Origin of the sequence: Coleofasciculaceae cyanobacterium (assembly GCA_036703275.1) — a bacterium.
Lineage (GTDB): Bacteria > Cyanobacteriota > Cyanobacteriia > Cyanobacteriales > Xenococcaceae > Waterburya.
On sequence record DATNPK010000057.1, the window covers coordinates 18,921 to 40,676 of the forward strand.

The following is a 21,756-nucleotide window of genomic DNA, read 5'->3' on the forward strand; positions in this document are numbered from 1 at the left end:
GTAGAAACAATGAATTTTGTCTTGAAGACCAAGAATCATGAGAAATTGTGTTTAAATTGCCTATCAATACTGCTAATAGCGGTAAGTTAGCATTTGACTTTCCTAATATTTGTTAAAATGTTATTTTGCAGTTAATTCTGCATTTATCAAATAATTAGCTAAGAGGCATCGCCATCAATGCAAAGAAAAAGTTCTTTTAACTCTTCCCACATTATGTATCGTTCCGAAGAACTAGTGAGCGCAGCTTCTAATCGATATCGCATTACCGTTCAGGTTGCTAATCGGGCTAAACGCCGTCGTTATGAAGAACTAGAAAATTTTGATGACCCGACAATGAAGCCTGTAATTCGCGCCATTATTGAAATGTCTGATGAGTTAACTCAACCAGAAATCATTGGCGATTAAAGAAGATTATTTTTATTACTCATTAACAGGCTTATAGCTGCGTATAGTAATGCAGTTCTAACAAATTTATTACTGAGAATTAATAACGTCAAAAATTGTCACGTATGATGCAAACTGGGGATGGGTGGCGTATTGGCTGGCATCCTCACAACTCTAAATATCAAGGTTTAGTGGGAGCAAATGATTGGGCGATCGAGCTAACTGAAGCTGAGCTGGCAGATTTTTACCGTTTGTTAACTCAGCTTGTGGAAACCATGAGCCAAATGTCAGCCGAGCTAATGGATCGAGAGAAAATTAACTGCGAAGCAGAAACTGCTCTGCTGTGGCTAGAAGTAGAAGGTTATCCCCATAGTTATTCTCTACGTCTTATTTTAAGTTGCGATCGCCGTTGCGAAGGAAATTGGACAGAAGGTGTCGCTCCGATGTTAGTTAATGCTTTTAATTCCTTGGGTTTTAATCAAAGGGGTAATAAAAGTTGAGCTGCGATCGGGAAATAACTTTAGTTATTTTCGCTTCTATATAATCAACAGAGTGTAATAGTTTGGCATTGGCTCATTGTTTTTAGCATCAGCCTGTTTTGTAGTGAATATCAAAAAAGACTATTTATAGCCAATTGATAGTTGCTGAACTTAATAATTAATTTGTTTTAGAACAATCAGATCACACCAACTTTCGATAGTAACATCTTATCAAAGAAATCTACTTTAATTTTTTTTAATAACTTAACTATATAGCATTAAAGTCTAAGCTATATCCGATGACTAACGCAACATTAATTACTCAAGAAGATCGACTATCTGCCAATAATATTTTGAGCGTAGATGATACCCCTAATAATTTGCGTTTATTGTCCAAAACTTTAATTAAAGAAGGTTATCAAGTTCGTTGTGCTACCAATGGTGCGATGACATTATTAACTATCAAAACCAAGATACTAGATTTAATTTTATTGGATATAAATATGCCAGATATAGATGGCTTTTAAATTTGTCAACAGTTAAAAAAGTCTGAGTTGACTAAAGATATTCTAATTATTTTTGTTAGTGCTTTAGATAATATTTTTGATAAAGTTAAAGCATTTGAGGCAGGAGCAGTAGACTATATTAGTAAACCATTTCCAATTCCTAAAGTTCTTTCAAGAGTTAATAATTAGTTAAATTTACCGAATTTAAGAAGACAGCTAGTTCAAAAAAATCAGCTATTGCAAATATAAATTTATAGTCGAATTGCTGCGGAGACTGAGATACGTCAACTTAATTTCGATCTTGAGTGTAAACTTCTTGAAATAACAACTCAATTACAAGTAGAGATTGATCAAATAAAAATTCAAAAAAAATTAGAATATTTGGCATGGAATAACTCTTGAACAGGATTACCAGATCGATTGTGATTAGTTAGAAAGCTGGAAAAATTATTATCAGTTGATCATTAAAAATTAGACCAAAAATTCATCACACTTATTTTAGACTGTAATCGATTTAAGATTATTAATTATTCTCTATGTTGCCAAGCAGGAGATCGATTATTGACCATGATGAGTAAAAGATTAAAGTCAGAAATCTCGGCAGAAAATATTCAAAATATTCAACTAGCTCATTTTGGCGAAGATAAGTTTGCTATCTTGCTAGAAGAAACATCAGAAACAAACAAGGCGATCGCTCTGGTTCAAAAAATTCAACAGTGTTTAGCTTCAGCATTTATTGTTGGACAAAGAAAAATTTTCCTAACTTTCAATATGGGAATTGTGGTTTGCGATGCTAATTATTTAGACCCAGAGGAAATTTTTGGAGATGCAGATTTGGCAATTCAAAAAGCTAAAAAATTTAGTAGTAATTACTATCAAGTTTTCAATGGTACAATTCAAAACACGACTCTAGAAATTTTAGAAATTGAAACCGATTTACGTATCGCACTTCAGCGTAAAGAATTTTATCTCAAGTATCAACCAATAATTTGCTTAAATACTGGAAAAATTAGCGGATTTGAGACTTTAGTACGCTGGCATTATCCCAAAAAAGGCTTTATATCTCCAGATAAATTTATATTCCGATCGCCGAACAGACTAATCTAATTTTGCTGTTAGGCAGATGGATTCTTCAAGAAGCTTGTCAACAAATTAGTCATTGGCAAAATCAATTGTCTAATCAGCAGAAGATTTTTACCGTGAGCGTTAATATTTCTGCTAAACAGTTTGAAGAAGATTTTATTACGGAATTAGAGCGAATAATTGACAGTAATGGAATCGAAATTAAACACCTCAAATTAGAAATTACTGAATCACTGCTGATGAATAATGCAACTGTAGCCGATCGCGTTTTTAATCAGCTAAAAGCACGTCAAATTAAACTGGCGATCGATGATTTTGGGACTGGTTACTCTTGTTTGAGCTATTTAAATCGGTTTTCTGTAGATACTCTCAAAATAGATCGCTTTGTTTGTTAATCGCTTAAATTAAAATAGTTAGGCCTCTACTATTGTTAAAGCAATCTTAGATTTAGCGCACAATCTGGGATTTGATGTTATCGCTGAAGGAGTAAAAACTATGCAACAGAGTCAGCAACTCAAAGATTGGGGTTGTGAATTTGCTCAGGGATATTTTTATGCCAAACCTTTAAATAAAGACTTGGCGTGGCAGTTTCTAGACAATCTTCAAGGTTAAAAATCTAGATCGCAAAATTCTGGTTTAAGATCTCGCTCCATTAGAGCCTGAATTGCTTCTTCTGGGTTAATTTTTCCCCTCAACAGTCTGTGTACCTGTCTGGTAATGGGAACAGCGATCGCCTCCAAATCAGCAATTTTTATCACTACGTTAGTAGTATTAATTCCTTCTGCTGTCCCTTCTAAATTTGCCAAAATTTGTGCCAAAGTTTTACCTTGAGCTAATCCATAACCTACCTGATAGTTACGAGACAAAGAGCTATCGCAAGTGGCAATTAAGTCTCCCAAACCCGATAAACCAAAAAAGGTTTCTCCAGACGCACCTAAATGAGTACCGATGCGAATCATTTCAGGTAAGGCGCGAGTCAGCAAAGCAGCTTTAGCGTTTGTGCCTAGTTTCATGCCATCACAGACTCCCGAGGCGATCGCCATCACATTTTTAATCGTCCCCCCTAACTCCGTGCCGATCGGATCTTCGTTGACGTAGGCGCGGAAAGTATCAGAGCCAAAAATTGACTGTACCTGTTCGGCAGCAGTTAAATTACTACTAGCCAACACCGTTGCTGCTGGTAGACCTTGGGCTATTTCCTTAGAGAGATTCGGGCCAGAAAGTACTACTACAGGATTATTAGGAAAAGCGCGCTGCCAAATTTGAGAAGGAGTGCGGGTAGTTTCTGGATCTAGTCCCTTAGTCGCAGTAACTATAATCTTGTCTGATGGTAAGTTAAGCGATCGCAACTTGTTAGCAGTAGGAATTACTCCTTTCATCGAAACCGCAGACACGATGATCGCTGCATCTTTGACTACAGATTCTAAAGCAATATTACCGCGATGTGACCAAAAACATACATCATGATGGTTATTCTTCTCGGCAATCTTACCTAATGCCGAACCCCAGACTCCTGTTCCCAAAATAGCGACAATATTAGGTGGAATATTCACAAATATAATCCCAGAATAATATTTTCAATTCATCTCCTTTACTTTAGAAGAGATTTCGCGCTTTATTACCCTAGCGTACAAAAATAAACATCATTGCTAATTTGACGATGCAGCAGTATGCAGCAGTATCATGGCAAAGAAAACTCTCAGACCACAACAAAAGAATCTACAGCTACCTGCTACTTTTAACTCCATTAGCCATATTTCAACTTACAGACCAGAATAGAAAACGCCAGGACAAAAGTAGCGAAGTTAGCCAAAAACACAGGTAGGTTATTAGTATAAAAGCCATAAAGTACCCATAATATAACCCCAAAACAGAAACAGAGAAACATTGCCAAGGAAATATCTTTAGTCGATTTAGTTTGCCAGGTTTTAATCGCTTGAGGCAAAAAAGAAATAGTCGTTAAAATTCCGGCGACAAGACCCACATAAGTCATTGGTTCCATAGGACAATAGTTGAGCTTCCGTTATTAGATAGTAATTTAGACTCAACTATTCTATCGAGATTAATATTGAGGGTCTAATTATTGGGCAACTTCTTTACAACCGTCACCTCAAGGTTCGGAAAACTACACTACCTAAGACCTATCATCAGCTTGCACTATGTATAAAGATGAAGTGAAAACTGAAGGGAGTCTAGCAAACCATTAAGAGTCACGAATCATCTACAGCGCATTGTATATTGCATGACGTAATGCGATGCAACGTTGACTGCCTAAAAAAAAAATTTAGTTTTTGTTGTTAAATTCGGAGTATTTAATTAGAGTATGGCAAAAGTTGTTGGTATTGACTTAGGAACTACTAACTCTTGTGTAGCAGTGATGGAAGGGGGAAAACCCACTGTTATCGCTAACGCGGAAGGTTTTAGAACTACTCCCTCAGTTGTTGCTTATGCTAAAAATGGCGATCTTTTAGTTGGTCAGATTGCTAAACGCCAGGCTGTGATGAACACTGGTAACACTTTTTATTCGGTTAAACGTTTTATTGGACGTAAATCTGATGAAGTAACTAACGAAACCAAAGAAGTAGCTTACGGAGTAGTTAAAGATAATAACGGTAACGTTAAGCTTAACTGTCCCGCACAAAATAAGCAGTTTGCACCAGAAGAAATCTCGGCTCAAGTATTACGCAAACTAATTGAAGACGCTAGCAAATATCTGGGAGAAAAAGTCACTCAAGCGGTTATTACCGTTCCTGCTTACTTCAACGATTCTCAGCGTCAAGCAACCAAAGATGCTGGTAAAATTGCTGGGGTTGAAGTATTGCGGATTATTAACGAGCCTACCGCAGCGTCTCTAGCTTACGGCTTAGATAAGAAAAGTAATGAAACTATCCTGGTATTTGACTTAGGGGGTGGTACATTTGACGTTTCTATTCTGGAAGTAGGCGATGGCGTATTTGAAGTACTCGCTACTGCTGGAGATACGCACCTGGGTGGTGACGATTTCGATAAAAAAATTGTTGATTACCTAGCGAGCGAGTTTCAGAAAAACGAAGGTATCGATTTACGTAAAGACAATCAAGCTTTACAGCGTTTGACTGAAGCAGCAGAAAAAGCCAAAATAGAGCTTTCTAGTGCAACCCAGACCGATATTAACTTACCCTTCATTACAGCGACTCAGGATGGACCTAAACACTTAGATGTTTCTCTAACTAGAGCTAAGTTTGAAGAACTCTGTTCCGATCTAATCGATCGCTGTCGTATTCCTGTAGAGCAAGCTCTCAAGGATTCTAAACTAGCGAAAGAAGCTATTGATGAAGTAGTTATGGTGGGTGGTTCAACTCGTATTCCAGCGATTGTTGATATCACTAAAAAGGTTTTGGGTAAAGATCCTAACCAAACTGTTAACCCTGACGAAGTAGTGGCAGTTGGTGCAGCTATTCAAGCTGGTGTCCTAGCAGGTGAAGTAAAAGACATCCTGTTGCTAGACGTTACTCCTCTCTCTCTTGGTGTAGAAACCTTGGGCGGCGTAATGACTAAAATAATTCCTCGCAACACCACTATTCCGACTAAAAAGTCTGAAACCTTTTCTACCGCCGTTGACGGTCAAACTAACGTAGAAATTCATGTTCTACAGGGGGAAAGGGAATTTGGTAAAGATAATAAAAGCTTGGGAACTTTCCGTTTAGACGGTATTCCTCCTGCACCCCGTGGCGTACCTCAAATCGAAGTTACTTTTGATATCGACGCTAACGGTATCTTAAACGTAACCGCGAAGGATAAAGGTACAGGTAAAGAACAGTCAATTAGTATTACTGGAGCATCTACTCTTCCCGATGATGAAGTAGAACGCATGGTACAAGAAGCAGAATCTAATGCTAGTGCGGATAAAGAACGTCGTGAAGCAATCGATCGCAAAAACCAGGCTGACTCTTTAGTCTATCAAGCAGAAAAACAGCTTACTGAGTTGGGCGATAAAGTGTCTGCTGATGATAAAACCAAAGCTGAAGGTTTGATTAAAGACCTCAAAGAAGCTGTAGCATCAGAAGATGATGAGAAAATAAAAACTCTCTTACCTGAGTTGCAACAGACTCTCTACACTATTGGTAGCAACATCTATCAGCAAGGTAGTGACGGCGCAACTGATGCAGCAGGTGGTGCGCCTGGGGCAGAACCCCCTACAGGAGATGCTGATGGTGGTAGTAGTAGTAATGGTGGCGATGATGTCATCGATGCTGAGTTTTCTGAAACTAAGTAATCTTCATAGTTAGGTAAATACTTCTAACTATATAATTTAGATTAATCAAGAGGCATATCCACTAAGATATGTCTCTGTTTTTTTGCTCAAATTTTTTCCCGCTATGACTCAACCAGAAGCAATAAAGCAATTACTCCAAGCGATCGCCAGAGGCGATATTAGCCCAGAAACTGCCCTCGAAAAGCTTAAACATTTACCCTTTGAAACTCTAGATGAATTCGCCAAAATAGACCATCATCGGCAGTTGAGAACGGGCTTTCCCGAAGTTATCTGGGGTGCAGACAAAACCCCAAAACAAATTATCAAGATTATTACTGCCATGAGACAAGATGCTACAGTAGTTATGGCAACTCGCATTGAGGCAGAAGTCTACCAACAGTTAAAAATAGCCATTCCCGAGTTGATTTACTATCCTGATGCCCATATTTGCGCCCTATCTTCACCTCAAACTCCCAGTCAATTAGGCACAATTTCCATTCTGACTGCTGGCACTGCGGATATTCCCGTAGCAGAAGAAGCTGCTATTACCGCTGAACTTTGCGGTTTTGCCGTAATTCGTCTTTGGGATGTAGGAGTTGCAGGAATTCATCGCCTGTTAAGTAATAGCCAGGTTGTTTATAATGCGGATGTCTTAATCGTCGTAGCAGGAATGGAAGGAGCATTACCTAGCGTAGTGGCAGGGATGGCAGATTGTCCCGTAATTGCCGTACCAACTAGCGTGGGCTATGGGGCAAGCTTTGGCGGTGTTGCGCCTCTATTGACCATGTTGAATTCCTGCGCTGCGGGGATTGGCGTAGTGAATATAGATAATGGTTTCGGGGCAGCTATTTTAGCTGGGCAAATATTACGTACTGCCAAGAAGATTAATCAGACTGGCAACCCAGTAAATTAGTATACAATCTAGCTTTTGGCGTTATGGACAAATCTAATTCCAGTTCGATCTATTCGATCGCGGGCATAAACAAGGAGAATTGGCGACTGTGATGAATATCCTTCGGTTAACTGCATTTTACATTTAAGTGCATCTTCCACTTCTTCTAGTGTTTTTACTTCTAGTTGTAACTGATGTAATTTGCTTTGCTGAACCGTAGGCAAAACGGAGAGTGATATTTGATTCATGGCCGAACCTATAGATATTGGGCAATGTCAAACCTTAATTCGACAATGTTCGATCGGCTATCATAACCTAGAGATTTTTTACTTGCCTGGTAAATTAAGAAACTATAGCCAATTTGATCGATAGCTGATTACAATGCGATAAATTAATCGTTCAGAAAATTGCTAAGTACCATGACTCAGATTATGACTCAAGCTCTATTGTCAGTCGCCAATCTCAGAGTTGCTTATCCCCGCCGTTCCCCAAAAGATAATACTATTTGGGCGGTAGATGATGTTTCTTTTGAGCTTAAGCCTGGGGAAAAAATGGGGCTAGTGGGAGAGTCTGGTTGTGGTAAGTCTACATTAGGACGGGCAATTATGCGCCTGTTGCCAGAAGGTAGCCAGGTATCAGGAAGAGCTATTTTTCAAGATAAATCGGTTTTTGAGTTAAATAAAACCCAATTACGTCAGTTTCGGGGTGAAGTAGTCGCTTTAATATTTCAAGATCCCATGACGCGGTTAGATCCTTTGATGACTATTGGAGATCATTGTTTAGAGACGATTAAAGCCCATCAACCGCAGTTGTCCAACTCTGCCGCTAAGAAATTAGCTGTTGAAACCTTAGGGACAGTCAAAATACCTGCCAATCGCTGGGGGCAGTATCCCCATGAATTTAGTGGCGGGATGCGCCAACGAGTTGCGATCGCTTTAGCCCTGCTGCTTAATCCTAAAGTAATTGTGGCAGATGAACCTACCACCAGTTTAGACGTTACGGTTTCGGCGGAAATTCTCAATGAATTAACGCGACTATGCAGTGAAAGAGATATGGCATTGCTGTTGATTTCTCATGACTTAGCGCTGGTAGGAGAATATTGCGATCGCCTTGGGGTCATGTATCAAGGCAAAATGGTCGAAACAGGAGCTGTAAAATCGATTCTCGAGCGGCCGCAGCACGAATACACTAAGTCTTTATTAAATGCAGCACTCCATTTACAGGCAGTAGATGAATCAAAAGCGATCGATAGCAAAAAGTATCCTATCCTACGGCTCAAAAACCTGAAACAGTACTTTACCCTGGAAGCCAATTTAATCCAGCAATTATTTTCTCAAGCAAAAGCATCAGTCATTAAAGCTGTTGATGATATCAGCTTCGATCTATATCCAGGGGAAATATTAGGATTGGTAGGAGAATCAGGCTGTGGCAAAAGTACCCTTTCACGAACGATTCTCCAGTTACTCAAACCCACATCGGGACAGGTTGAATTTCTCGGACAAGACTTAACTACTCTTTCAGCTTCAGCAATGCGGAGTCAAAGGCGACAGCTACAAATGGTGTTTCAAGATCCTCATGCTTGTCTTAATCCTTTGATGACGGTAGGGGAAAGTATTGGCGATCCGCTATTGATTCATAAATTAGCTACGTCCCCTCAAGCTCAACAGCAAGTTCATGCCATGCTAGAAAAAGTTGGTTTAATCCCCACGACAGAATACTATCAACGCTATCCCAAAGAACTTTCGGGAGGACAACAGCAAAGAGTTGCGATCGCCCGTGCCTTAATTACCAAGCCAAAGCTAGTAATTTGTGATGAGCCTGTGAGTATGCTAGATGCTACGGTGCAAACCCAAGTATTAGAGCTGATGCTGGCGTTAAAAGCAGAATTTGACTTGACTTATCTGTTTATTACCCACGATCTTTGGGTAGCTAGGTTCTTTTGCGATCGCATTGCCGTGATGAATGGAGGTAAAATTGTGGAGATCGACAGCACCGAAAAAATCTTTACCCAAGCACAACATCCCTATACTCAAAAGCTACTTTCTGCTGCACCACTATTGGCAACTTAACCGCAATTTTTGCTATAAGTCTGTCTAATTAAGTTTAATGTCGATAGTACCCCGATCTTCTGTAGTCTATTCTAGAGCGATCTTGCCTGTAATCTATTGATGGTTGAGGTTGAATATATTCGCCTTCACTTCTTCTGCGTTGCTCGGCATCGCGATAAATTCTGTCTCTATCTTCGTCATCATATTCACCTTCTTGTCTATAGCAGTCGGCATCGCGATAAATTCTGTCTCTATCTTCGTCATCATATTCACCTTCTCGTCTATAGCAATCGGCATCGCGATAAATTCTGTCTCTATCTCTATCTTGGTTTCTTATTTCATTTAGCTCTCTATCTCTGTCTGCGTCTCTTCTATATTCAGATTCATAAGGTTTACCTTTAGCTAGCCATTCTCGATTTGAAGTAATATCTTGTTGGATAACGTTTGATATTTTTACCTTTTCCAGAGACGCAAAATCAAATGATTCTCTACCCTGGCAAACATTAATCGACCAAGCCAAAGAACCAGCACAAATGATTTCTAACATGATTTTTAGTTAAATATGAAAAAAACAGACATTTTGATTTGATCGATGTCTGTATAATGTTTCGTAGCAAATAAGCGATTAAGCTCGTTTTAATTTAGACAATATCAATGTCTTGCGAGGGAATAAAATCGACATCATTTACGATAACTGCAAAAGTTTCTCCATCAAATGAAAGTTCTCTAGAGCCTGGATCGAAAGCAAAGCGATCGATTTCATCCGTATCAATATCAAAACCCTCAGCTAATACTTCAATTTTGTCACCTTCATCATAAAAGAAGTCTTCGATGGTATCTATTCCTGTGTCTAAAATAGTGGAAAAGACAAAAGTATCTGCACCCAACCCTCCATTAAGGATGTCGTCGCCTTGTTCTCCTTCTAAAATATCCTCGCCATCTCCACCAGATAAAGTATCTATTCCCGTACTACCAAGTAAGGTATCATTGCCGATCTCGCCAAACAGTTCATCATCGCCATCTCCACCATCCAAGGTATCATCACCATCTTCCCCACCGAAAAGAAGATCGTTGTGGGCTTCACCATACAGTTTGTCGTCGCCATATCCTCCGAACAATGTATCATAACCATCAAAGCCCAGTAACACATCGTCACCTACTTCTCCTGATATATTGTCCTCGTTTTCTCCGCCATTAATTGTGTCATCACCATCAAAACCTAAAAGGACATCATTACCCAAATAGCCATCAATAATATCGTTTCCTTCGCGCCCATCTATGGTGTCATCCTCTGGACTTAGAGGGAAAATAACTCTGAAGTCTTCGCTTTCTGGAGTACCAATATATTCAGCCATATTAAATATTTTTTCCTTTAATTGATGATGATTTTAAAGTTCGGCTCGATCGTGCCAGCAAATATAAAATTACTTTGCCTGATTTAAACATTAGGAAATGAAAATAAAAAAGTTGATAAAGCAAAAAATACGTTTTTTTACTAGATTTTAACTTTTTAGCTCGTTAGTAAAATTTTGATGATGGCGTATAAATAAACAAATTGTTCCTCAGCAATAAAGCTTGCTATAAATTTAGAAATCAATAGTTTGTAAATAACAGTTAAACAATAAAAGTAATTTTATCTTGATTAATTTTATAATCAAAATAAAGGCGATCGCTTAATAAAAGTACAATTAATCTTTGTCTATTTTATTATCTATGTATTGGTTCAAGCTTTTCAATTTTTGCTCTAGAAAAATTGGAAAATTACAATAGTTTTTAGTAATTTGGCAGTTATTGTATCTAATAAGATTAAATCATTGATAAATAGAAATTTCACCCGCCAAAGGATATCAAAGAATCAAGAAGATTGATTTGGCGAGCGAATGCCTGCGCAGCAATTATCGTAAGAAGAGTTAAAGACCGATTAACAAACAGCCCAATAGCTTAACTTGTCACAGTTGGCTATTAGCTTTTAGCTAACTTAGTAATCACGATCGCACCCTTGATGCAATCGGATTTTTCGATTTCAGGTGGCATTGGCATAATGGCTCTATTGATATTGTTCCAGAAAATTTAAAGCCTGATTTCGTAAATCATAATACACTTGTGACTTAAGAATTTGCTTGCGATCGCGGGGATGAGGAAAAGGTACTTTTAAAATTTCGCCGATATTCGCTTCAGGGCCATTAGTCATAAGTATAATGCGATCGGACATATAAATTGCCTCGTCTACATCATGGGTAATCATCATTACTGCTTGTCGATGACTCTCCCAAATTTCTAAAACTTGTGCCTGTAGCTTTCTTTTGGTTAAAGCATCTAATGCTCCAAACGGTTCATCCATTAGTAACATTTTCGGGCGAGTAATTAGAGCGCGGGCAATTCCCACTCGTTGCTTCATCCCCCCAGAAATTTCATCGGGATATTTATCGGCAGCTTCGGTTAAATTTACCATTGCCAAATGTTCGTTGATTGAATCTACTTTTTCGGCACGAGTAGCTTTTTTATACACTTCATCTACCGCTAAACGAATATTTTCTTTGACTGTTAGCCAAGGCAGAAGAGCATAATTTTGAAACACCATCATTCTTTCTGCACCTGGTTGACGAATTTCTTTACCTTCTAGAGTAATTATTCCCGAAGTTGCTTTATCCAAACCTGCGATAATTCTGAGCATGGTTGATTTACCGCAACCAGAGTGACCAATTACTGAAATATATTCTTCTGCCCCAATAGTTAAATTAATGCCGTCGAGAATTACCGTTCGACCACCATTAGGTTTGGGAAAAGCTTTAATCAAATTTTCGATGACCAAAAATTCATCTTGGCTGCGATCAACCATAGTGTTGCTCATATCAGTGCTAGTAGAATTAAACATTTAATAACTCCTTTAAAAACTAAAGTACTTGCCCAGAAATAAATTTAAGACATAAAAATTGAGCGGGGTGCATTTGCCCGAATCTTAAAGCTGTTGAGATAACCGACTGGATCGCTGGGATCGAAAGCTTTATTGTCAATAAATGCCTCAGCCGACTCAACTTTAAAATCTTCTGTTGGACACTTAATTCCCATTTCGCTAGCAATTTCGCGATACAAATCAGTACGCCAAGCTGTTCGCGCAATTTTATCGGCATTTTTCGGAAACTTGGCAATTTGTTGCCAACGTGTTGCCTGAGTCATTAACCATAGGTTTTGTGATTGCCACAAAAAAGTAGAATGATCGTTGGGAACAGTCGAAACTTCCGCAGGCAAATCGTAGAATATAGTAGTCGCTATACTGTCAACAATTCGTTTTTGGTTGTCAAAACCACCATAATTGTAATTTCCGATAATTCCTGCACCAGTTATATTTGGCTTTGCCCCAGTATAAGAACGCTCCGAGACAATTTGAGCTACTTCTGTGCGATTTTCAGGCTTACTGCAATACTGACAAGCTTCAATCATTGCTTTAACTAAAGAACGGTAAGTTTTGGGATTCTCATTGATAAAAGATTCCATTACCGCCAAAACGCGATCGGGATGTCCGCGCCAGATTTCTCTACCTTGGGCAAAGGTAAAGCCAATACCCTCATTACCAGAAATTGCTCTGGTATTCCAAGGTTCTGCCACCATATAGGCTTGCATTGCGCCAATGCGCATATTAGTTACCATTTGAGGTGGAGCAGTAATCATAATGCGAAAGCCTGTCACCGGGTCTAAACCCGCAGCTGCGATCAAATAACGCATAAAGTATTCATAAATCGCCGAACTTAAAACTACGGCTAAAGACCTCTTTTCTGGAGGAGCATTACGAAAATAACCATCAAAATCTCGCCCAAATTGCTCTAAATTTCCTTGATAATCTTGCCAAGGGCGAATACCAGCATCCCAAAGTTCTTTACTCATGGTCATGGCATTTCCGTGACGATGAATAGTCATCGCAGCACACAAGGGAGCATGACGCGCGCCTTCTGCACCTGCTCTCGCGTTCATAACTGCACCAGAAACTACGGGAGAGGCATCTAGGCGACCAAATATGACACCATCACGAGAGTTTGCCCAACTAGCCTCACGACTTAAAGTTACATTCAAGCCATACTTGCGAAAAAAACCTTTCTGCCAAGCTACAGCAAAGGGCGCACAGTCATTAACGGGAACATAACCAATAGTTAAATTGGGTTTTTCTAAACTTTCAGGCTTGACAATTGGTTCGACGGCTAAGGCTGCTTTGGTTAAGCTTTTGGGGGCTTTACTACCACTAATAGCACAACTTGACAAGGCGATCGCGGACGCACTCGTTCCTAAGCCTTGTAGAAAGGCTCTTCGTTTTATTTTGTTATTCATTTCAATACTCCTGATTATTTATTGAGCTATTTGGCAACTAAGAACGGGCAGGACGATGAGTTACCCAGGTTTCTACTAAGCCCAAAATATAGTCAAGAATTAAACCAGTTATACCTATGACAAATACTGCCAAAAATACGGAACTAAGGTTGAGGCGACTCCATTCATCCCAGACAAAAAAGCCAATGCCGATTCCACCTGTCAACATTTCTACTGCCACAATTACCAACCAGGCAACCCCTAAACTAATCCGCAAGCCAGTAAAAATATAAGGCAGACTTGCAGGTAAAATAATCTTGAGAATTTTTTTCCAAGCTGGCATTTCTAGCATTTGCGCTACGTCTTGATAGTCTTTGGGGACGCTAGATACCCCCATGGCTGTGTTAATAATAGTTGACCAAAGAGAAGTAATAAAAATTACGAAAATAGCTGAAGGATCGGCAACATTAAAAATAGCTAAAGCGATCGGCAACCAAGCTAACGGAGAGACGGGTTTAAGAACTTGAATTATTGGATTGATCGCTAACATTGCAGGTCTTGACATTCCAATCAAAAAGCCTACAGGGATAGCCACCGCAGCCCCAATTAAAAAGCCGATGATTACCCGTCGCAAGCTAGCTAACAACAACCAACCCAGACCTAAATCTCCTGGTCCTCGACGATAAAAAGGATTAAAAATATAATCTAAATTTTCCGTCAATGCTTGTGGAGGAGTGGGCATTAGTTCAGGACGAAATAAGGCGATCGCCCACCAAACAGCAATCAATCCGACAAAACCTGCTAATGGTAATAAAAATGTGTCTCTAACAACTAGTGGTTTTGCCTTTTTCCAGGCAAACTGCCCAGCTACGGCAAACGTAGATAAATTCATATGTATAATCCTTATGGTTGAAATTGATCGAAGTATCAAAGATAAGGAATACTGATAAAAAATTGTTTAAATATTTTTCTTCAGTTTCCTCTCAAAGCCGACGAGGTTAGCTGACGGGCTAGGACTGAGAGATGTCCTTCTCTATCTATCGAGATTCGCCCCAAATTTGGGTCCCCCGTTTCTGAGTTAATTATTTAAATCAACTTGAATTAGGCTTAGCAATAAAATATGTGCTTTATTTCTGAGAATGCATATATACCATAAGATAGATTTTGACCGCGGAGGGCGGAGTACCGTTCACTCTAAACATCTAGGTAAAAATAATTACATTTCCACATATTTGTGTTGTAAATTAAATTCTTTCAGTTAAAGCACACTTATGGCGATCGCTGTTAATTGAACATACTTTTAGTTTTCCTTTAGTTAGCTACGTGCCTCAAGAGCTATGAAACCTTTAAGATTTATGATTAGCACTGTAATGTAGGCACAATATTACGTAAAGAGCAGTTAGTAACCAAGGATACTGATGAGAACAATTAAGTATTAAATATATTTTAATACCGTCTTTCCCTTCAATCTCCTCTCAAAGCCGACGAGGTTAGCTGACGGGCTAGGACTGAGAGATGTCCCTTTCTATTTTCCGTAGAAATAAGCCCCAATATTGGATCCCCCGTTCTCATAGTCTTGCTTGTGATTCAAGCTTGACTGTAAGATTTGGCTGACTGAACTTCATTATTTGTTTTTTAGAAATTAAACTATTGATTTGTCTTTTGGGTGTCTTTTTGATGTCAATTTTGACAAATTATCACCAGAAAGTCTAGGGCATAGTTACACAATTTAAAGTCCTGGTGACTTTCGATTATATTTTAGCGATCGCGATAGTAATTAGTATTGTCAGCAGCAATGAACACAAATGATTTATCTGTTTACCGACTAATTCTAGGTTTTTGCTCGATCATTAATCGTGAAGCTTGACGAATTTGACGATTTATCTCTCCAGCTATTTTTGAGAATTGGTATTATTTCTGCTTCTCCCTAATAATTTATCCCGCAACTTAAGAATGCGATCGCGATATTTAGCTGCTTCTTCAAACTCAAGATCTTTGGCTGCTTGTTTCATTTTGGCTTCTAGCTGTTCGATAAGGGCGGGAATTTTCTCTAGAGATAGTTCAGCCGATTTCTCGTAAACTTCCTCTAGCTGTTCGGAGTTTAAACGGCGAGAAATATCTAAGAAAGCCAGAATCGAATTCTCTTCATTTTTAATAATTGGCTTGGGAGTAATGTTGTGGCGTTTGTTGTAAGCAATTTGAATATTACGTCTTCTTTCAGTTTCTTCAATTGCCTTTGCCATACTTTTAGTCAGATTATCGGCATACAAAATTGCCTGTCCCTGCACGTGACGGGCAGCCCTACCAATAGTTTGAATAATCGAACTTGCCGAACGTAAAAAGCCTTCTTTATCCGCATCAAGAATTGCTACCAAAGATACTTCTGGCAAATCTAAACCTTCCCGCAATAGGTTGACCCCGATTAAAACATCAACATCGCCCCTGCGTAGAGACTGTAAAATTTCGATTCGTTCAATTGATTTAATTTCCGAGTGCAAATATTGAACTTTGATATCTCGTTCGGCAAAATATTCGCTTAAGTCTTCTGACATTTTTTTCGTCAGGGTGGTAATTAAAACCCGTTCTCCTTTGGCAATGCGATCGTGAATTTCGCCAAATAAATCGTCTACTTGTCCCTCTGTGGGGCGAACTAAAATTTCGGGATCGATTACTCCTGTAGGTCGAATAATCTGCTGGGCAACCCGATCTTCTGACTGTTCCAATTCCCATGTTGCAGGAGTTGCCGAAACAAAGACACACTGATTTACCTTGGACCAAAACTCATCAGCTTTTAACGGGCGATTATCCGCAGCAGAGGGCAGTCTAAAGCCATGCTCGATTAAAACCTTCTTCCTAGCGCGATCGCCATTATACATCCCTCGCAGTTGGGGTACGGTAACGTGAGATTCATCAATTACCAATAGCCAATCATCAGGAAAATAATCGATCAAACATTCTGGTGGTGAACCTGGTTTTTTCCCTGCTAAATGTCGAGAATAGTTTTCTACGCCGTTACAATAGCCAACTTCTTCTAAGAGTTCTAGATCGTAGCGACAACGCTGTTCTAATCTTTGGGCTTCGAGTAGCTTATTTTCACTTTCGAGTTCAATTAAACGGGCTTCTAATTCCTGTCTAATATTTAAACAAGCTATTTCTAATCTTGACTGGGGTGTAACAAAGTGACGGGCGGGATAGATATTAATCCCATTCAGACTTTGTAAAATCTCTCCTGTAACTGGATCGACGTAACGCAAGGCTTCGATCTCATCGCCAAAAAACTCGATCCGAATTATCCGATCTTCATAAGCAGGAACAATTTCTAATACATCTCCCTTGACTCGAAATCTTCCCCGTTCAAGTTCAATATCGTTACGGGAATACTGAACAGTCACTAAATCTCGCAATAATTCCCGTTGATTAACTTCCATACCCAGTTTAAGCGGTACGGCGGCATTGAGATACTCGGCGGGCATTCCCAAACCATAAATACAGCTAATCGAGGCGACAACAATTACATCTCGACGTTCAAAAAGCGATCGCGTTGCTGAGTGACGCAACATATCAATCTCATCGTTAATTGAAGCCGTTTTCTCAATATAAGTATCGCTGACGGGAATGTAAGCCTCAGGCTGATAGTAATCGTAATAACTGACAAAATATTCTACTGCATTGTCCGGGAAAAACAAGCGTAACTCATTGCACAACTGGGCTGCTAAGGTTTTATTGTGCGCCAATACCAAAGTTGGCTTTTGCACATTGGTAATCAGGTTGGCTACGGAAAAAGTTTTACCTGTACCTGTTGCCCCTAGTAAGGTTTGAAAGCGGTTTCCTTGCTGTAATGAGTCGGTTAATTGGGCGATCGCTTCAGGCTGATCTCCCCCTGGTTCAAAGGGTGATTGCAGGTTAAATAAGCTCATTTAAATAAATATTTATCTAATCATCTTTAAAAATAGCGCAGATTGCCAGATTAGTTCATTTGTTTTATCGATATATATTACAACGAAGATAGTATCTTGGACCACGATTTCGATTTTAAGTTGAGGGGATGGAGAAAAAGAAACGATAATAATTAAATCGATGGCGTTGCTGATTTAAGTAATGACATATTTGCGTAGCTTATCCTTTAGGACAAAATAATACTGTTTGAAGCTCTTAGCTCTTAGCTTTGCGTCAATAGCTTTCCTGACTTATTAATTTCTTTAACCCAAGCTAACGTTAAATTTCCAACCTAGAGATATTCTTCCCATTTCTCAAATAGCCGCAAGATTATCCAGGTAACTACTGCTACCACTAACCCTAGAATCCACAATCCGCAGCCGACAGTAATTCCTAAAGCAGCAGAAACCCAAATGGCGGCTGCGGAAGTTAAACCTTTTCCTTTAGACTCGCGTAAAATTGTTCCACCGCCAATAAATCCAACTCCACTAATAACACCAGAAATAGCTCTGCCTAAGACATCTAAATTCTGTTCTGCTGCACCTATTTCAATCGGGACAAGTACCACTAACGCAGAACCAAAACTAACCAGCATAATGGTTCTCAGCCCTGCTGGTTTCTTTTTAGTTTCTCTTTCCAAGCCAATAATTGCACCAGCTAAGAGAGCAACACCTAAGCGCAATAAAACACCTTGCCAACCAAGAGGAGAAAAAGAAGAAGTTTGTAACAATTTTTTTGCAACCAAATGTTATTAAATATATTTTCATCATTGAACTTACTGGCACAATCAGTAATAAGATACAAATCTTTTTTAAGGCGGTTAAATATTTTGGTAGACAAAGCGCGATCGCTATTAATCATTTAGCGAAGAGCTCTTCGCTAAATGATAGTTATCGCCGACAAGATTTTTGACGCAAAAGCTGATAGCATTCGCAAGCATTGTCTTCTAAAGCTTCCCGATTTAAAATAGTAATTTTGCCACGGGAATAACAAATACATCTTTTTTGCTGAAGAATACCTGCTGCTAAGGTTACGGTCGAACGACGAACTCCTATTATATTACTGATCAACTCCTGAGTCAGAGGCAGTTCATCAGATTGACTTAAATCTTGAACCATCAGCAGCCAACGAGCTAGACGTTCTTCAATTATATGATGACGGTTACAAGCTGCTAGTTGAGCAACCTCTTTTAGTCTGGTGTCGGCGTAGGTAAGCAATAGCCTCTGCAATTCTCCTCCTCGCTCGAACTCGCGTTTTAAAACCCGAGCAGAAATTTTCATAGCACTATCTGCTACTAAAACAAGAACCTGACTACAACTATAATTATTGCCAAAAATAGCTGGAAGACCAATCATTCCCGTAGCGCCGATTAAACCAATTTCAACAGTCGAACCATTACTCAATTTAAAAGATGAAGAAAACACTGCATTTTTGGGAAAATAAACAGTTTCCATCCTTTGTGAAGTCTCATAGAGAATTGTTTCCGCAGCCAAAGAAACAGACGTTAAATGAGGCTTTAAACGTTGATATTCAGCTTCTGGCAAAGCTGCTAAAAAATGATTAAGCGATCGCGAAACAATTTGTGACATAGGAAACCTCTTTTTATCGTGCAGATATTGAAAAAAATGTTGAATAAACTATTGATAAAATCTACGAACAAAAATCATCAAATAGTCTTATGGAAAGCTGACCGCAGAAGTTGTATTACCGTTTATTTAGAGAATAGATATTCCTCAAGTTCGTTTGAAGTTTTCTTTGATGATTGCTTCTTAATTAAGAAAAATTTAGATCAGCACAAAAGTTAAATAAAAAGGCTTGTTCCCTAACAAGCCTTTTTATTTTCGAATATTTTTCAGGTTATTTGTGTACGTAATCGAACACAAGCGAATTTTTAATTAATAATTTAAAGCGAAAAATAATTATTTATATCTTTAGTTAGATGAAATTATTTTTTACTGCTAAATAAACTCAAATACTGTTGATTAATTGCTCTTTAAACTATTGAATCTAGATAATTAAACGTAATTTAAATTAATTGTAATATTTCTGACTTTAAAATATTATCTATTTTTAAAATAAAGACTTAATTTTTATCAGACTAAAGATATAATTTTTGCTCAAAAATTAAAATATAATTTTCAATACCCAACAAATTAATCTAGACGCGCTACTAGCAAGTCTATTATATTTTTGAGAAATAGTATAATTAATAATATTTAATATTTTTCCTTCCTAAGTTAGATAAATTTCTCAAGTAACTTTAGCACAATAAAAATGTAGAACTATAAGATAATTAACTATATGACTACTAATAAACTTCAACGCGCCGTTGGCACTTTTGCTACCCGCCAAGATGCTGAATCTGCGCTACGGGAACTACGAGATGCAGGATTCAATATGGATCGAGTTTCGGTAATTGCCAAAGACGTTGAACCACAAGAACAGATGGGCGGTGCAGAAGTGAAACCCGCTAGCGATCAAGCTCAAGGTGGTGCAGCAGCAGGAGCAACCGCAGGAGCAGCAACTGGCGGACTAATGGGGTTGATTGGCGGGTTAGGTGTAATCGCTCTTCCAGGCGTTGGTGTAGTAGCAGAATTGGGAATAATTTTAGCTAATACTTTACTCGGTAGCGGTATCGGCGCAGCAGGCGGCGGTTTAGTCGGAGCTTTAATTGGTTGGGGAATTCCCGAAGATCAAGCTAGGTATTATGACGACATGATTTCTCAAGGCAAATATATAGTTTTGATGGAAGGGACACAAGCTGAAATCAGTGGTGCAGAAGCTATCCTGACAAACAGACGCATTCAAGATTGGAGTATTTATAATACGATGGGAGGTACTTATCCTAATACTGGAATGGGTATTTTTTAAAACTTTACGGGTAGGTTCAATAATACTAAAGCCTTCAGTAGATCACTTTAACATGATGTAAGTTAACCATGATAAAGGTTTTGCTATAATAATACGCTCAAAAATGGGGATAAGAATTACAACTCTATTCCCACAAAAGACAAATAGATTAACGGCGTTGGTGAATTGAGGTATATTTTTTTAAGCTCATAACATTTTATTGAATTAAAAAACCTCCGTTGTAGGAATCGAACCCGAAGGGCTACGAACAAAAAAATTTGCTACGTTATACTTTAAATCACTAACGCCAGATAACAAATATATTATCTGTAAATCAGCGAAATCACTTAAATCATTGCTTCAACGACGGGATGGACAAAGAAAGCGATCGCATTATCTTCATGCTGCGATTGAGTTGACTTTTATAGATATATTCATTAAAAGCAAGTGAGTTGCCTCAAAAAGATTAGACTTCCTCGTTTTAGTCCTGCATTATACCTAGACCAGTTGCCAATGCGGTATTCATTCTTCATTGATAGGTTTTGGTTGTGGTCAACTTCAATCTAGCATTTTCGAGTTTCTACTCTTGGCAAGTTTATTTATGCAACAACGCCGTTTGAAACTAAAAGCATTAAAAAAACAGCTTCCTCTCCGCTGAAAATAAAGCTGTTGATGAATTTATGATTTTAGCTCAATAATTGCTAGCTATTCTCTATGTAACTCAAAGCTTGAGCATAATCAATAATCTTAACCACCTACAGAAGGAGGCGAAGGTCTGAATCCACCAGATAGCTGCTGTTGCTCTTTTTTGCTTAAAGGAACAAATAACTCGTTGGATTTAGCCTGCTTTTTAGCGTTCGCTGTGATTTTTTGCATCTGTCTAAGTATATATAAAGTCTACAAAACTAATATACTCGATTAATTTATTTTGCGTAAGTGCTTTGGCTTGTATTTACAATATCTTTATATTTTATGCTTTGTTGTTAATCCAAAATATGTCAGTTACAGGTAAAAACGCAGTAAGTATAAATATAAACTTTTTCAG

The 21,756-nt window shown here is 38.5% G+C and carries 21 protein-coding genes, 1 pseudogene and 2 riboswitches; of the genes and pseudogenes, 10 read left to right on the forward strand and 12 right to left on the reverse strand.

The features are described from left to right. The first annotated feature begins 177 nt into the window (after positions 1-177). From V6C71_10190 to V6C71_10215, 6 genes and pseudogenes are all read left to right on the forward strand, one after another. Positions 178-405 (forward strand): DNA-directed RNA polymerase subunit omega, encoded by a 228-nt coding sequence (locus V6C71_10190; protein HEY9768850.1) that lies wholly within the window; start codon positions 178-180, stop codon positions 403-405. Between the two features lie 104 nt (positions 406-509). Continuing rightward, positions 510-884, forward strand: a complete 375-nt coding sequence (locus V6C71_10195; protein ID HEY9768851.1) for a DUF1818 family protein — start codon at positions 510-512, stop codon at positions 882-884. Between the two features lie 278 nt (positions 885-1,162). Continuing rightward, positions 1,163-1,558: pseudogene (locus tag V6C71_10200) on the forward strand (response regulator). A gap of 297 nt (positions 1,559-1,855) precedes the next feature. Further along, positions 1,856-2,476: a diguanylate cyclase gene (locus V6C71_10205; GenBank protein ID HEY9768852.1), complete on the forward strand. Its 621-nt coding sequence runs from the start codon at positions 1,856-1,858 to the stop codon at positions 2,474-2,476. Between the two features lie 2 nt (positions 2,477-2,478). Next, positions 2,479-2,847: an EAL domain-containing protein gene (locus V6C71_10210; protein ID HEY9768853.1), complete on the forward strand. Its 369-nt coding sequence runs from the start codon at positions 2,479-2,481 to the stop codon at positions 2,845-2,847. A gap of 31 nt (positions 2,848-2,878) precedes the next feature. Further along, complete coding sequence (locus V6C71_10215) at positions 2,879-3,064, forward strand: EAL domain-containing protein (protein ID HEY9768854.1); 186 nt, start codon at positions 2,879-2,881, stop codon at positions 3,062-3,064. On the opposite strand, the gene V6C71_10220 is transcribed toward V6C71_10215, so the two are convergent. Then, positions 3,061-4,005: an NAD(P)H-dependent glycerol-3-phosphate dehydrogenase gene (locus V6C71_10220; protein HEY9768855.1), complete on the reverse strand. Its 945-nt coding sequence runs from the start codon at positions 4,003-4,005 to the stop codon at positions 3,061-3,063. The two genes, V6C71_10215 and V6C71_10220, sit on opposite strands and share 4 nt — an antisense overlap. A gap of 194 nt (positions 4,006-4,199) precedes the next feature. Next, positions 4,200-4,454 carry a SemiSWEET transporter gene (locus V6C71_10225; GenBank protein ID HEY9768856.1) on the reverse strand — a complete coding sequence of 85 codons (255 nt, stop codon included), beginning with the start codon at positions 4,452-4,454 and terminating at the stop codon, positions 4,200-4,202. 321 nt (positions 4,455-4,775) lie between these two features. Between V6C71_10225 and dnaK the strand changes: the two genes are divergently transcribed. Continuing rightward, entirely contained in the window at positions 4,776-6,707 is a 1,932-nt protein-coding gene (gene dnaK / locus V6C71_10230) for a molecular chaperone DnaK (protein HEY9768857.1), read from the forward strand. Between the two features lie 103 nt (positions 6,708-6,810). Continuing rightward, positions 6,811-7,599 (forward strand): nickel pincer cofactor biosynthesis protein LarB, encoded by a 789-nt coding sequence (larB, locus tag V6C71_10235; GenBank protein ID HEY9768858.1) that lies wholly within the window; start codon positions 6,811-6,813, stop codon positions 7,597-7,599. 8 nt (positions 7,600-7,607) lie between these two features. On the opposite strand, the gene V6C71_10240 is transcribed toward larB, so the two are convergent. Further along, positions 7,608-7,826: a hypothetical protein gene (locus V6C71_10240; GenBank protein HEY9768859.1), complete on the reverse strand. Its 219-nt coding sequence runs from the start codon at positions 7,824-7,826 to the stop codon at positions 7,608-7,610. A 171-nt stretch (positions 7,827-7,997) separates the two neighbouring features. On the opposite strand from V6C71_10240, the gene V6C71_10245 reads away from it, so the two are divergent. After that, the gene (locus tag V6C71_10245) at positions 7,998-9,647 is read left to right on the forward strand and encodes an ABC transporter ATP-binding protein (GenBank protein HEY9768860.1); all 1,650 of its coding nucleotides are present in this window, start codon (positions 7,998-8,000) and stop codon (positions 9,645-9,647) included. A 34-nt stretch (positions 9,648-9,681) separates the two neighbouring features. Here the strand turns inward: V6C71_10245 and V6C71_10250 are convergent, their stop codons facing one another. The 8 genes from V6C71_10250 to V6C71_10285 form a co-directional block, all read right to left on the reverse strand. Then, complete coding sequence (locus V6C71_10250; protein ID HEY9768861.1) at positions 9,682-10,173, reverse strand: hypothetical protein; 492 nt, start codon at positions 10,171-10,173, stop codon at positions 9,682-9,684. Positions 10,174-10,267: 94 nt separating this feature from the next. Beyond that, on the reverse strand, positions 10,268-10,981 hold the full coding sequence (locus tag V6C71_10255; protein ID HEY9768862.1) for a calcium-binding protein: 714 nt from the start codon (positions 10,979-10,981) through the stop codon (positions 10,268-10,270). A 692-nt stretch (positions 10,982-11,673) separates the two neighbouring features. Then, entirely contained in the window at positions 11,674-12,501 is an 828-nt protein-coding gene (locus V6C71_10260) for an ABC transporter ATP-binding protein (GenBank protein HEY9768863.1), read from the reverse strand. A 44-nt stretch (positions 12,502-12,545) separates the two neighbouring features. Then, on the reverse strand, positions 12,546-13,946 hold the full coding sequence (locus V6C71_10265; GenBank protein ID HEY9768864.1) for a CmpA/NrtA family ABC transporter substrate-binding protein: 1,401 nt from the start codon (positions 13,944-13,946) through the stop codon (positions 12,546-12,548). Positions 13,947-13,983: 37 nt separating this feature from the next. Continuing rightward, the gene (gene ntrB, locus V6C71_10270; GenBank protein HEY9768865.1) at positions 13,984-14,817 is read right to left on the reverse strand and encodes a nitrate ABC transporter permease; all 834 of its coding nucleotides are present in this window, start codon (positions 14,815-14,817) and stop codon (positions 13,984-13,986) included. Positions 14,818-14,900: 83 nt separating this feature from the next. Beyond that, positions 14,901-15,043, reverse strand: a riboswitch (cyclic di-AMP (ydaO/yuaA leader). Between the two features lie 346 nt (positions 15,044-15,389). Then, positions 15,390-15,547: riboswitch (cyclic di-AMP (ydaO/yuaA leader) on the reverse strand. Between the two features lie 270 nt (positions 15,548-15,817). Continuing rightward, complete coding sequence (gene uvrB / locus V6C71_10275; GenBank protein ID HEY9768866.1) at positions 15,818-17,842, reverse strand: excinuclease ABC subunit UvrB; 2,025 nt, start codon at positions 17,840-17,842, stop codon at positions 15,818-15,820. Positions 17,843-18,153: 311 nt separating this feature from the next. Further along, positions 18,154-18,606 carry an MgtC/SapB family protein gene (locus V6C71_10280; GenBank protein ID HEY9768867.1) on the reverse strand — a complete coding sequence of 151 codons (453 nt, stop codon included), beginning with the start codon at positions 18,604-18,606 and terminating at the stop codon, positions 18,154-18,156. A 145-nt stretch (positions 18,607-18,751) separates the two neighbouring features. After that, complete coding sequence (locus tag V6C71_10285; GenBank protein ID HEY9768868.1) at positions 18,752-19,450, reverse strand: Crp/Fnr family transcriptional regulator; 699 nt, start codon at positions 19,448-19,450, stop codon at positions 18,752-18,754. Positions 19,451-20,162: 712 nt separating this feature from the next. On the opposite strand from V6C71_10285, the gene V6C71_10290 reads away from it, so the two are divergent. After that, positions 20,163-20,732 (forward strand): general stress protein, encoded by a 570-nt coding sequence (locus V6C71_10290; protein HEY9768869.1) that lies wholly within the window; start codon positions 20,163-20,165, stop codon positions 20,730-20,732. A gap of 726 nt (positions 20,733-21,458) precedes the next feature. Here V6C71_10290 and V6C71_10295 read toward each other — a convergent pair. Next, positions 21,459-21,587 (reverse strand): hypothetical protein, encoded by a 129-nt coding sequence (locus V6C71_10295; protein ID HEY9768870.1) that lies wholly within the window; start codon positions 21,585-21,587, stop codon positions 21,459-21,461. Positions 21,588-21,756: the final 169 nt, after the last annotated feature.